Origin of the sequence: Acetobacter oryzifermentans (assembly GCF_001628715.1) — a bacterium.
Lineage (GTDB): Bacteria > Pseudomonadota > Alphaproteobacteria > Acetobacterales > Acetobacteraceae > Acetobacter > Acetobacter oryzifermentans.
In genome coordinates, this window is sequence record NZ_CP011120.1 from 1,490,371 (window position 1) to 1,503,292 (window position 12,922).

General features: G+C 44.5%; 8 protein-coding genes and 1 pseudogene. 3 read left to right on the forward strand and 6 right to left on the reverse strand.

Translation table 11 applies throughout. The annotated features are described in order from the left end of the window. Positions 1-13: 13 nt before the first annotated feature. The 6 genes from WG31_RS07150 to WG31_RS07175 all read right to left on the reverse strand — a co-directional run bounded on the left by WG31_RS07150 (position 14) and on the right by WG31_RS07175 (position 8,170). Positions 14-1,465 carry an efflux transporter outer membrane subunit gene (locus WG31_RS07150; protein ID WP_245191460.1) on the reverse strand — a complete coding sequence of 484 codons (1,452 nt, stop codon included), beginning with the start codon at positions 1,463-1,465 and terminating at the stop codon, positions 14-16. After that, entirely contained in the window at positions 1,462-4,506 is a 3,045-nt protein-coding gene (locus tag WG31_RS07155) for an efflux RND transporter permease subunit (protein ID WP_063354074.1), read from the reverse strand. Before WG31_RS07155 ends, WG31_RS07150 begins: the two co-directional genes overlap by 4 nt. Beyond that, positions 4,503-5,597 (reverse strand): efflux RND transporter periplasmic adaptor subunit, encoded by a 1,095-nt coding sequence (locus WG31_RS07160; RefSeq protein ID WP_063354075.1) that lies wholly within the window; start codon positions 5,595-5,597, stop codon positions 4,503-4,505. The genes WG31_RS07155 and WG31_RS07160 overlap by 4 nt, the downstream gene beginning before the upstream one ends. 47 nt (positions 5,598-5,644) lie before the next feature. After that, complete coding sequence (locus WG31_RS07165) at positions 5,645-5,974, reverse strand: DMT family transporter (RefSeq protein ID WP_006115494.1); 330 nt, start codon at positions 5,972-5,974, stop codon at positions 5,645-5,647. Further along, positions 5,971-6,552, reverse strand: coding sequence for a TetR/AcrR family transcriptional regulator (locus WG31_RS07170; RefSeq protein ID WP_063354076.1), 582 nt, complete (start codon positions 6,550-6,552; stop codon positions 5,971-5,973). The genes WG31_RS07165 and WG31_RS07170 overlap by 4 nt, the downstream gene beginning before the upstream one ends. 175 nt (positions 6,553-6,727) lie before the next feature. Further along, positions 6,728-8,170: a DUF2252 domain-containing protein gene (locus tag WG31_RS07175; RefSeq protein ID WP_063354077.1), complete on the reverse strand. Its 1,443-nt coding sequence runs from the start codon at positions 8,168-8,170 to the stop codon at positions 6,728-6,730. A gap of 303 nt (positions 8,171-8,473) precedes the next feature. On the opposite strand from WG31_RS07175, the gene WG31_RS07180 reads away from it, so the two are divergent. From WG31_RS07180 to WG31_RS07190, 3 genes and pseudogenes are all read left to right on the forward strand, one after another. Continuing rightward, positions 8,474-10,621, forward strand: coding sequence for an AsmA family protein (locus WG31_RS07180; RefSeq protein WP_063354078.1), 2,148 nt, complete (start codon positions 8,474-8,476; stop codon positions 10,619-10,621). A gap of 517 nt (positions 10,622-11,138) precedes the next feature. Beyond that, positions 11,139-11,348, forward strand: a pseudogene (locus WG31_RS14935) (helix-turn-helix domain-containing protein); the annotation flags it as partial. A gap of 244 nt (positions 11,349-11,592) precedes the next feature. Then, a complete protein-coding gene (locus WG31_RS07190) occupies positions 11,593-12,777 on the forward strand; it encodes an MFS transporter (protein WP_063354079.1) in 1,185 nt (394 codons plus the stop codon). Positions 12,778-12,922 lie beyond the last annotated feature (145 nt).

Here is a 12,922-nt window from a genome sequence, read left to right on the forward strand (position 1 = left end):
ATAGAGCTACACGTTACCCGCCTGAAACGACATATAGGCGAATGTAATTTTCCATCAAACGTTGCTGCATGTTCAAAAGCTCGATCTCACAATCTAGGCTTGCGAGCTGGCTGACAAGAAATTCTACTTTGGATTCATCTCCTCGACGGTAAGAAGCCCCTACCCTTTTTTCACTTATTTTTGCATTTTCAGCCATCTGCGCGGCATCGCCGTACTGTGCGCGTGTCATATTATAATTGGCGAGTGCATCTTCTGTTTCTTTCCATGCATTCAGCACTGTTCGTTTATATTCCAGCCCAGCGTTTTTGAGTTCGGATTGGCGCAATTCCACTTGCCGCGCAATTTTGCCACCTTCAAAAATAGGTAAAGTCAGCGTTGGGCCAAATTGGGTATTTCGTGCCCCCCACCCGAACTCGGTTAATGTTAACGCATCTATCGACAATTCGCCGGAAAACGTAATGCGAGGGTAAAAGTCTGCTCTAGCAATACCAACCATAGCCGAAGCCGCGTGCAATCTTTGCTCAGCCGCACGAATATCTGGCCGACTTTGCACCAATACGGACGGAATTTTTAAAGGTGCTGGTGTGATTTGAGTATAATCAATAGGTGAGAAACTCTGATCATTCACAGATAAAGCATCAGGACGGTTATATACCAGCGCGGAAAGCGCCCGACGTACAGCCTGTTGCGTATTATCTAGTTCCTGATACTTCATAAAAACCTTATGAAATTGATTACTTTGTTCAAGAAGAACTGTTTGTGATATCAAGCCCCTTTGGTACGAGGCGTTATTTATGGTCTCTATTTCTTTTAAAATATTCGATGCTTTTTTTTCAACCTCTACCATTTGGGTAAGGTTGACCCAAAGAAAATAAAGACGGCAGATTTCTGCCTCAAATGAAAGAGACACAGCCTCAATATCATCTTGAAAGGCCTGACGGTTGGCATCAGCCACCTTTCGCATCAATTTATAGCGCCCCCATAAATCTAGTTCCCATGATGCAAACATACCCGTATTAAAATTACTATAAGAAACTCCTTTAGGTTCTAGGTAAGAACCACCTTGGTCTAACCCTAATAAAGGCCGCAATACATCTCCTATGCCTGCTGTAGATGTATAATTTCTGCTATACCCTGCTGTGCCGTTAATTTCGGGCATATTTGCTGCATAGGCTATTTTTGTTTCAATACGAGATGCTTGCAGTTTTTCATACGCAATATTGATATCAATATTTTCCTGCAACCCAATACTTACAAGGTTATTCAATTTTGGCTGATGAAAGTTCTGCCACCAGTCTTTTTGTGCTTTGCCATAAAACTGTTGGGCCGGTGTATTCTCCCAAGCTTGTGGTAATGTTACTTTTGGGAGTGATGTTTTAGGCTGTAAGGAGCATGCCTCCAGAAATGCGACTGGCAATAACAATACAATTTTAATTTTCTGGGATTTAGAAAACATAAAAATCATTGTGCAGCCTTATCTTTTTGTTTGTCACTAAATATAACCAAGTAAAAAGCTGGCAAGGAAAGAAGAGTAAGAAATGTAGCAACACTCAATCCCCCAATCATGACAATGGCCATAGGCCCCCAAAAAATATTAAATGCTAACGGAATGAAGGCAAAAACAGAGGCCAGAGCTGTAAGTATAACAGGGCGTGCACGCAATATTGTTGCATCAATAACAGATGCGTTTAGCGTTAAACCATTGTGTTTGTTATATTCTATTTGATCTACCAGTAATATGGTATTGCGCATAATCATTCCGGCCAAAGCAATTAAACCTAACAAGGCAACAAAACCAAATGGTGCTTTAAAAATAAGTAAAGCCAATACGGCACCTATCAGCCCCAAAAAGCTGGAGCATAAAACCAGCACAACACGGCTGAATTTTTGCAATTGCAGCATTAAAACAAGCAGCATGATACCAATTGTTGGGGGCAATAAAGCAAATATGGCATCATTTGCTGTTTCAGAAAGTTCGGCGTCTCCCCCTACTTCTACCCTATAACCATATGGAAGATGCTTTTTTATGTTATCTATTTTCTGTTTTATCTGCTCTACAATTTCCAAGGGCTCAATACCCGGCATAACATCAGATTGAACTGTTATGCATGGTTCTCCATTTCTTCTCCATATCACAGGGAAAATCTGTTTAATTTCCAAAGACCCTAATTGGCCTAGAAATACATTTCCCATTTGCGTTTGTATTGGAAGCAGTCCCCATAATTGTGGATTATGACGGAATTTTTCTTCTGCACGGATAACTAGGCTGCGATGATTATCCGCATTAAAAATTTTACCTACCTCTTCTCCAGAAAGAAAAGCCTGCATTTGTTGTGCAATAGCAATACGGTTACTTCCAAAATGAGCTACTTTTTCTGCATCCAGTTGAAATGATTCAGAGAGTGTACGATTGCCCCAATCAATTTGTATATCAGATGTGCCGGATGTATTTTTAAGGATATCTCTTATTTCATGCGATATATTTATAATTTTATCTATGTTTGAACCAATAATGCGATATTGCACGGGAAAATCAGCCGTTGGCCCCAAAGAGAGCCTTTGCACATGAAGGCTTGCGGGAATACCATTCGCGAAATTTTTTATACTTTTGAAGAGCTCTTCCCGAGCATTTAAATCTTTAGCAACTAAAAGCAATGTTGCATGTGAAGCACTTGGGCTGGCTGGTATATAAGGCAGGTAAAATCTGGGGGCGCCATCTCCGATGTGTGTTTCAATATGAGCCAAAAATGGCAAGTATAATATCTTGCTTTCAATATCGCTTACAATTTTATTGGTTTTACTAAGTGAACTTCCGGGTGGCAATGCAACATCAACAATCAGTTCTGGGCGATCAGATAGAGGAAAAAACTGCTGATTAACCAAAGATGTGCCCAATATTGCCATAACAAGAAGAGTAAGAGTTACGGCACAAACGGTTTTTTTTCTAACAACAACCCATTCAAGAATTTTACGTAAAGCAAGAATGCTTTTTGTTTCTAAAGACGGTGTATTTCCTAATGTATTTTGCGGTTGTGGTAAAAACCATACTCCAAGCAAAGGTATAAAAATTACGGCTATAACCCAGCTACAAAGCAGTGCAGCAGCACTTACCCAGAAAATCTCACCAGCATATTCACCTGTTGTAGATTTGGCTATTCCAACAGGTAAAAAGCTTATAATTGTTATTAAAGTGCCTGTAAGCATAGGAAAAGCCGTGTGTTCCCACGCGTAGGATGCAGCATCCTCTCTGCTGGCACCGTTGGATAACTGCACAATCATGGCTTCTATACTAATAATAGCATCATCAACCAATAGGCCGAGGGATAGTATTAAAGCACCCAAAGAAATGCGCTCTAAACCAATGCCAGATATTTTCATGTATAGTGCAACAAAAGATAAGGTAAGCGGCACTGAAAATGCCACAACCATTCCGCTTCGAAATCCGAGTGTTCCAAATGCTACAACCAGTACAACCAGAAGCGCAAAAAAGAATTTTAACAGGAATGTATTTACGGCTTCCTTAATAATCTTACTTTGATCCTCAACTTGAACAAATTTCAAACCTGTTGGCAGTTCACTATTTATTTTATCTAGCTCGGTATTTAGTTTTTTACCTAAGGTAAGACCATCACCATCTTTTGCCATTGCCACGGCGATAATGAGTGCTGGTTTGCCATGATACCGCACAATACTGGATGGCGGATCAATATAGCCCCGGCTAACAGTTGCAATGTCTTTGACGTGCAAGTTGCCAGATTTTGAAGGCAACGTGATCTGTTCTATGGATTCCTGATTATAAACGGCACCAGAAACATCAATAGGCATGTCAATGCCAAAATCCAGCATACCGCCTGATGCAATAAGGCTATGTTGCTGTATGGCCTCAGAAAATTGAGCCAGGCCCATACCTACATTTTTTAGCCGAATAGGATCTATATCTATATTAAATGTTGCTGGAATTTCCCCAATAATTTGCACCTTTGCAACATCGGGAATTCTCTGAAAACCAGTTTTTATTTTCTTGGCGATTGGAGAAAGGCTAGAGACTTCTGCCCCTGTCAGCGCAAAGGTATAACCATAAACATCTGCAAAATCATCATTTACAGATAATGTTCCTCCTTCTGGTAAAGTAGGAGAAACGTCAGCTACTTTGTTACGAACTTTTTGCCAGATTTGTGGAACCTGCTCTTTGGGCGCATTATCATTTAAAGAAACCTGCGTAACACAAAAAGACTGATTACAGTATGTGGAAAGAGTATCTAAAAAATCTATACCACGTAATTCTTGTTCCAATGGATTTATTATTTGTGCCTGCAATGCATCCGGGCTTGCTCCAGCCCATTGGGCCGAAATTGTCATACTTTTTAATGTAAAATTAGGATCTTCAGCACGCCCCAGATTGATAAACTGCCATCCCCCAGCAATGACAGAGATAATCATTAGAAAGCCAATAAGCTGAGGATGTTCCACAGCCCAACGAGATGGATTGAATTTTTGAGACATCATGAATGCTCATCCATCTGCACAATTTTTACGAGGTCTTCATGCTGAAGAAGGTCTGGGCCACTTGAAACCACAAGTTGTTCGGGTAAAAGGCCTGTTACAATAGCATCTTGCCCTTTCAAGCTTACAATTGTGATGTTTTGCTCCTCAATATGCTGTTTATTTTTACTCACCACCCAAACAAGGGGCGTATTTTTTGTGTAAAAAATTGCAGTAAGAGGCACACGAACAAAATTTTTTACTTGTTCTGATAAGAGTGTAACAAAAACAGAAGTGTTCAATGGTATTGGTAACGGATTTTTTAATGCTAGCCGTGCATGTCTTACTTTTGTATCAGGATCAAAATATGGGCTGATACGCACAACCTCCCCTTTCACAACAATGGGGTGTGTATCTCCTATAATCGTAATTTTGGCTTGCTCACCAATGTTTACGGACTTTGAATCATATAGCTCTACGTCAATTTCGGGGTTGCCTGCTGCCATTACAATAATCTTGCTCCCAACCCCGGCTAATGCACCGGGCTGGGCAGAAACTTTTATGATAATTCCATCCTCTGGAGACCGCACCATGCTTTGTTGTTCTTGGCTTTCAGCCAGTTTTTCGGCTTCTTTTGCAATTTTTTCCTTTGCACGGGCCATAGAAAGAGCTGATTGTCGATCTTTTATTGTGCTTGTAGATAAAGCGCCAATAGTATCCAAACCGTTACTACGTTTTACAAGATCAGAAAGCTGAAGCGTATTGGCATGCGCTGCTTCAAACTCACTCTGCGCTTGTGCCAGAAGAAGTTTTGAATCTGTATTGTGCATAATAGCTAAAATATCATTTTTATGTACAAATTCTCCTTCGCTGACAGAAATACTTTTAATTTTTCCTTCTCGTAGCGTAGAGACAGATATTATATGCTGAGCAGTATAAAAACCTACATATTGTGATAAATTATTATCAGCAGGGACAACCTGAACGGCCTCAACTGGTTTTGGTTGTGGCGCCACAGGTTTACTGTATTTCTCTTTACAAGCACTCATAGATATAAGAGTGGTAATTAAGAAAGTCTTATAGAGCACTTTTGTTTTTTTGATCTGATACCACATAATACTTACAACTATGCACTTGCACTATTTTGAGAGTTTTAGAGATTTTACGTATTGTGAACATTGGTGCCGTTTGACAACAAGACACCAAAAAATATAAGAATAATACCTAATATTTGCGAGTAATCTAAACTTTGATTGAAATAAAACCGGCTAATAAGGCACGAAAAAATAATACCCAACCCAGAAGATACACTATAAACAACACTCATAGGCGTAACTTTTAAGGCAAGGGATAGAAAGAGAAACGATAGCACATACCCAACACTCATTACGCAAATTGGGAGAGGCTTTGTGAAATTCTGTGCTTCTTTCAGTGCTGCCGTGCCGATTACTTCGGAAACTACCGTAAAGAATATGTACAAAAACCCCTTCATTGGTCTATCCGTTTAGAATATGTAATTTTTTCAATAATACTCTGAATATCTTCGTAATTAATGCTATTCAGTTTGTCAGCACCTAATATTTCCCATAATGACAACCCATCTGCTGCTAAGCAGCATAAAATCATTAACGGCGAACTTTCTTCAAAAAGCCCGGTAGATTTTATTGTTTGCCAATAAATGCGCGTCCATTCTTGAGACAATGTATTGTCTGACAGCATGATAGATAGCAACTGGCGCAGAATAATATAGCTTTTATCCTGCGGGTTAGATGCATTACCCAAGCCAATATAGGCACGCGCTGCCCGCCCTGTTTCAACAGGATCTTTTTCCATAGCAGCCTGTATTTCATCTCGAAAAAGATTGAGTTCTCGATGGAACAACCCATCAAGAAGTTTCTCCTTAGAGGGAAAATGATGGAGCAAGCCGCCTTTGCTAACACCCGCCTTTTGCGCAACCAAATTTAGTGTCAGTTTTTGTGCGCTTTCATGAATCAGTATTTCAGCAGCAGCATCCAAAAGATTGCTTTTTACAGATTCCGGATTGTTTGTACGTGTCTTATGGCTTGTCATGAACAAAACATACCGTCTGGACGGTTTCTTGTAAAGCCCAAACCTATAGCCCTAAAAAATGGCTAAAAAGCCGGACTTATGATGTTTTGGGTAACAGGCACTCCTAATTTAATGAGCTCTTCTTGGTAAGAGACGCATGTAAGCCCTACACCTCTCACCAGAAAACATTGTGAAATTAAGATTTCTTCTTTGAAGATACGTTTTCTTTGGATGATAAGGCAGAAGGGAGAGTAGAAATGCGCCCTGCTTTAATGGCTGCACAGAAGGTTTTCCAATCAGCTTTTGTCTGATCTGCATAAGCAACAGAAAAACCCGCAATGGCATCTGCAAAAGCACGTCCTCCACCCAGATAGCCCGCCAAAGTGGCAACATCACCAGAACGCGCATGAGCGCGTGCAAGCGTGCGACCACATAAAAGCGCATAATCTGGCAGACCAATCTGTGCAAATTCTGCCCCAATCGCAGCCAAACGCTGATCTTTCAGCCGGCGCACATAAAACTGGCGCTGCCCAACAGGAAGGCTTCCCGTTTCGCCATCTACTTCATCTGTGCCGCTACTATGCGTCCAGCCTAAAAACGCGTCAGATGCTGTTTGCATAATACGTTGCCCTACCACAACGCGTTCACCCTGATTGTGGAATACCGAGGGTGGAAGATATGGAGCTAGAACAGAAACCTGCGCTTCCTTGATTTGAAGCAGTAAAACTTCATTATCTGGTGTCGAAAATAGGCCTATGGCGCAAAACGTGCCCACACTGCCTACGCCTACAACCTTAAAAATAACATCCTGCAACGTGTAGCGAGAAAGCAGAATGGCACGTTCAGGCGGTTGTGTTGCAATATATCGGGTAAAGGCTGCGCGTATTGCCTCATCCTGTTCTGGCAGACGCACCACCAAGGGCGGTTTTTCTGTTAGGCGTAGTGTACCGTAATCTTCTGCCACAAGGCCAAAATGTGTACGCGCACTTTCCAGGCGTGCATCTAGCAGGTTCTGGACTTTTTTGCGGGCTTGTTTGTCCTGAAAACCCGCAATGGCGGCCGAAAGATCAATGCGTTCTGCCCAGATTTCCAAAGGGCTCATAGGGGCTAGGCGCACCATTTCCTGCGCATAGCATTGCGCCATGCTACGTGCCAGATTACGTGCAGATGCCTCGGAAAGCCCAGATTCTCGCCCCGCCAGCACCAAAGAGGTGCCTAAACGTTTGATGTCCCATTCAAATGGAGCGGAAAGCGTTTCATCAAAATCATTGATATCAAAAACTGCGGTTCCTTCCGCAGAGGCATAACTGCCAAAGTTGGCCAGGTGGCAATCTCCACAGCTTTGCACTTTTAGACCAGCGGAAAGTGTTCCGGCCAAATCTGCTGCCATAACAGCAGCCGCGCCGCGTAAAAAGGCAAAGGGAGAAACGGCCATGCGTGCATAACGCACTGGTAATAATGCGCTGATTCGATGCTCCCCTTGCGTAACAAGGATAGACACCGGATCTATCCTTGTTTTTGGGGGATGCCATTCTGCCTGTTGGGTACGTGGCGCAATCTTGCGCAGTTTTATGCCATTGGCATGGCGAAGGGCGCGAGGAATAAGGCTGGCGGTCTGTGCTGGAAGAGCTGAGGTCATAGAACATTTTTAGGCATAGCTCTTAGAGTAAACCAACAACTCAAACGAAAAGCGTTGCAGGTATGCAGTATTCTCGTATCTCTGGCCATATTTAGAGCCAGTGTCTTTTTTAGGAACATACCTTCTCTTTCTGCCGTTCTCTGACAGGCACATTGTGCCAGACTGGTAACGGGCAGGAACTTCGCAACCAAACATAACGTTTGCCTTGTTATATAAATGCAATACCGGGATAACACTTTCTATCCCTGATATATTTTAAGTTTTTATCTGTTTGTGGCCTTATGCCTTCAAGGAGCACGCTTTATGACTGAAACACCCCCTCAGACACCCGCAAAATCGCACCCGGTGCTGATAGGGTTAGGTTGTTTTCTGCTGGCCATTATCCTGCTGATTGTATTCTGGTCATGGGATTGGTTTGTACCTTTGGTCAATTCCCGTGCCACGGCAATACTCCACCGCAAGACCACTATTGAGCATCTGCACGTTGCGCTTGGGCGTGTGACAACTATTCGGGTGGAAAACCTTAGGATAGAACAGCCCAAGACCTTTGATCAGGAAAAAGATCTGTTTGCTCAATCTAAGGAGCTAACCGTTTCAGTTGATGTCTGGTCCTACCTATGGCATCGCGCGCTTCATATCCCGCTGATAGCGCTTACTGAGCCCAAAGCAGACATTCTTGCCCGCAAGAATGGTGAAAATAATTACACCTTTACGGAAGACGGAAAACCCGCCCCAGCAAACAAGAACAAGACGGAGCAGGCCAGCAGCCTTCCTGATATTGGAGAACTGCGTATTACCAATGGTGCACTGCATGTCCGGCATGATCCGCTACAGGCTGATATGCAGATGGGAGTGGAAACCACGCCTCCGCAAGGCAACAACCGCGGATCTTTGCGTCTTACAGCTAAAGGACGTTATGCGCAGCAACCTATTACAGCCCGCTTTGTAGGGGGCACTGTTCTCTCCTTTGTTGCTGATAAGGAGCCTTATCCGGTTGATTTGTTCGTGCAAAATGGCCCTACCACAGCCACGCTGAAAGGGGATGTTGTGCATCCGCTCACACTCAGTGGGGCGCATCTCAAACTGCACTTTGCCGGGCCTGATATGTCTTTGCTGTATCCGCTTACCGGTGTACCCATTCCACGCACACCTGCGTACAGCATTACGGGAGCCCTAAACTATACGCGCGAACATGTTGTTTTTAAAGATTTTGAAGGCAAGATGGGCAGCAGTGATATTGGTGGCACCATTGAAATCAACCCACATGAAAAGCCCATATTCGTACAGGCAGACCTCCATTCCAAACAAGTAAACCTTGTTGATCTGGGAGGTTTTATTGGCGCAAAACCTGACAAGACAAAGGCAGAAGAAAAAGCGGAAGCCAAAAGCAACACGGTGCTGCCAGATACCCCTATCAACATTCCCAAACTGAATGCTGTAAATGCACATGTTACGTATCATGGTGCGCACATCGAAAATCAGAAAGTACCGCTTGATAATATTGACGCCGAATTTTTTGTGACCGATGGCGCCATTGATCTGAAACGCCTGAATTTTGCAGTGGGGAATGGCACTCTGGCCAGCTCCGCTACCCTCAAGCCAGACGGAAAGTTGTTTGATACGACCGCGCGTATCGATTTTGCCCGCATTGACCTTTCACGCATTATGCAGGCTACCGCAAATTCAAAAGCCCAAGGTATTATTGGCGGGCATATGACACTCAAGGCGAAAGGTAATTCCATTGCCTCTCTGATGGCCGCAGGTAATGGGGGCCTTACGCTGGTTCTGGATCAAGGGGGGGATATTACAGCCATCTTGCCGAGTGTATTGGGTCTGCAACTGGCTAATGCTGTTCTTAGTGCGATTGGTCTTCCATCCCATACAGATATTCGCTGCTTTATTGCGGATATGCCGCTCAAGAATGGTATTGTCTCAACCAATACCTTGCTGCTTGAAACGGGCGAAGCCCGCACATTGGGTAAAGGCACTATCAATTTCCGCACAAACAAGCTGGATTATGAACTCACCACGCGTTCACAACATCCCACAATTGCTTCGCTACCAGGTGCATTCCATATTACCGGGCCTATCAAATCCCCCATGGTTCTTCCCGGTGCCGAAATTATTGGCCGCGCAGCCGCAGCTACCGGGCTTGGATTTGTTTTTCCGCCGCTTGCCTTGCTTCCAACCATTCAGTTCGGTGTAGGTGACAAATCTCTGTGCAGCCGCGCTGTTCAGGAAGTGAACAGCAATCCTGCCGCCGGGATTGCACCTGGAGCACTCTCTCATGCACGCGGTTCAGTAGGAAAACAAAAGCCTTCCTCCACGCAAGCCCGCGCAACAAACGGCAAGAAACCTGCGCCTGCTGAAAGGCCAAAAAAGGGACAACAAAAGCAAATGACACCTGCCGAAGTACGGGCCGCATGGGAGGCAAAACTTAAGAACAAGTAATAGGAAACCGCTGTTTATGCAGGGCTCTTCTTCCTGTAAGAGCAAGCCTTATTGATTTTTATTAGTGGCTACGGATCCAAGCAAGCAGCTTGCCCGTAGCCATCGGCAGCACAATCTGTCTTGCGTTCAAAAATTTTGCAAAATTTTACCTTTTGTTTCTGGTAAGCAAAATACAATCAGTAATGCCGAACCATAAGTAAACCCCTGCCCGTTTGCCCGTAATGCCTTAAGCTCTGTCGGCGATGAAGGCTGTACGAATAGAGCTTGTTTTTCATTGTAATGCTCCAAGGTTTTGGTCTTTCTCGTTGCCTTTCAAAAGATGGGTTAGTTCATCAACAAGACAGATGCGGCCTGCTCTGAACTGATAAAAGGCAACAACTTTGATCAGACTTTCCTCACCAGAGAGGTGTGTAATACGTGCTACGTGCACTGTGGCCGCTTCACTATGTGCTGGATATCGATTTCCAGCCGACTAAGGTTGGCACGCAAAGCGCGTGTGTGAGTTTGAAAGGCGCTTACGGGAATGCAGTTTTCAGCATGGCGCCAGCGCTTACGTATTCTCAATGCTCAGGAAAAACTGGCACGAGGTGATCATGTTACCCATGTTGCCGCTGCTATAGGTTACGAAAACCTGGGGGCATTTGCCGCAGCCTTTAAAAAGAACACAGGATATAGCCCCAGTGCCTATGCACAACGCTGCCGTGCTAAAGCTACTCCCCCAATGTGAATAGAAGCTGCATGAGATGAAGCACGTCTGGATCTCATTATAGCCCCATCATCATGTTTACAAAACAGTTTGCGTGCGTTCATCACAATATCGCGCAAGGGAAACCGGCTCTTGCGTTTACTCTTTAATTCATAAATCTGTTGTACTGAATAATAGCAATGACACGTCTTAGAACGTGCGCCCAAGGCCCTGTCTGCATGGATATTTTTACGAGGTCAATCATGAACTGTTCCGGGGGCATGTAATGAGGAATGAAACGGGTGCAACCACACAGATTCCTCTTCGTAAAATAATAGCTCTTTTTGCTTTAGGTAGTTGTGCGCTTCTGAATATTTATGCCACTCAGCCTATCCTGCCCGATATTGCACGGCAATTTGGCGTTAGCCTGGGGGCCAGCACCTGGACAATCAGTGCCTCCACGCTAGGCGTTGCAGTTGCTGCCCCGCTGGCGGGTGCTATCTCAGATCGCTTTGGGCGCAAACACATTATGATAATTGCGCTTATCGGGCTGATTGTCACAACCGCTAGCTGCGCTCTGGCATGGAGCTTTGCTGCTCTTTTTTCCCTACGGTTTGCACAAGGGTTACTGGTTCCGTTTATCTTTACCGCCGCCCTTGCTTATATTGCCGAGGAATGGTCGGGGCGTGCCGCAACCACCATAAACGGTGTGTATGTTGCGGGTACGGCGTTCGGTGGGTTCTGTGGCCGATTTCTTGCAGGTGCAGCCGCTGCATTAACGGGATGGCTTTCTACATTTCTTGTCTTTGCGGTTTTGCTTTCTTTCGTGCTTGCTCTTGCCGTGTTTTGTTTACCTACGGAGCGCCATTTCAAACCCAGCCCTTCCCTTTCTGAAAGTTTAAAAAGTGTCATAAAAGGCACGCAGGACTGGCGGCTACTAGCCACCTGTTTTATCGGCGCCAGCTTGCTGTTTCAGCAGGTCACCTCCTTTACCTATCTGAGCCTACGTTTGGGAGCGCCACCGTTCAGCCTGACCTCTCTAGAGGTTGGCGCCCTATTTGTGGTCTTTCTATTGCCAGTCTTGGTTACACCTTTCTTTGGGCGCCTTATTGGCAGGATTGGACGCACACAGGCTTTTCTGCTCTCACAAATAGCCGGAATTGTAGGAATTGTTCTCACACTTCCCCTCTATCTCCCTTCTATCGTGGTTGGGCTGGCTCTTTCCTGCATGGCCGTTTTTGCCGGACAATCCTGTGCTACTGGTTACACGGCGCGTCATGCCAAAACGGGCCGGTCTGCGGCAACTGGCCTCTATCTTACCTGCTATTATCTAGGTGGCAGTGTTGGGGCTGTTGCTCCCGCTCCTTTTTTCGCGCGTTATGGATGGCTTGGTTGCGCAGCCCTGATTTGTCTGGTTGCCCTTGCCAGTGCTGCACTCGCACGCGCAGCATGGCAAGAAATGGTTAATTGATTAATATGTACAATTCACGATTATTTACTCATATATAAATTTATTTATTCAGAAACTAATTTTCTTCAAACCTGTTGTTATTAGATAAGTGGTGGCTGGCAAAACGACCATTATACGCAGTGATCTATTCTTCATGTCTCCCTGC

Excerpts from the sequence above, each read along its gene's own strand:
- WG31_RS07155 (WP_063354074.1), bottom strand. The coding sequence starts at position 4,506 with ATGATGTCTCAAAAATTCAATCCATCTCGTTGGGCTGTGGAACATCCT.
- WG31_RS07170 (WP_063354076.1), bottom strand. The coding sequence starts at position 6,552 with ATGACAAGCCATAAGACACGTACAAACAATCCGGAATCTGTAAAAAGC.
- WG31_RS07165 (WP_006115494.1), bottom strand. The coding sequence starts at position 5,974 with ATGAAGGGGTTTTTGTACATATTCTTTACGGTAGTTTCCGAAGTAATC.
- WG31_RS07175 (WP_063354077.1), bottom strand. The coding sequence starts at position 8,170 with ATGACCTCAGCTCTTCCAGCACAGACCGCCAGCCTTATTCCTCGCGCC.
- WG31_RS07160 (WP_063354075.1), bottom strand. The coding sequence starts at position 5,597 with ATGTGGTATCAGATCAAAAAAACAAAAGTGCTCTATAAGACTTTCTTA.
- WG31_RS07190 (WP_063354079.1), top strand. The coding sequence starts at position 11,593 with ATGAGGAATGAAACGGGTGCAACCACACAGATTCCTCTTCGTAAAATA.
- WG31_RS07150 (WP_245191460.1), bottom strand. The coding sequence starts at position 1,465 with ATGATTTTTATGTTTTCTAAATCCCAGAAAATTAAAATTGTATTGTTA.
- WG31_RS07180 (WP_063354078.1), top strand. The coding sequence starts at position 8,474 with ATGACTGAAACACCCCCTCAGACACCCGCAAAATCGCACCCGGTGCTG.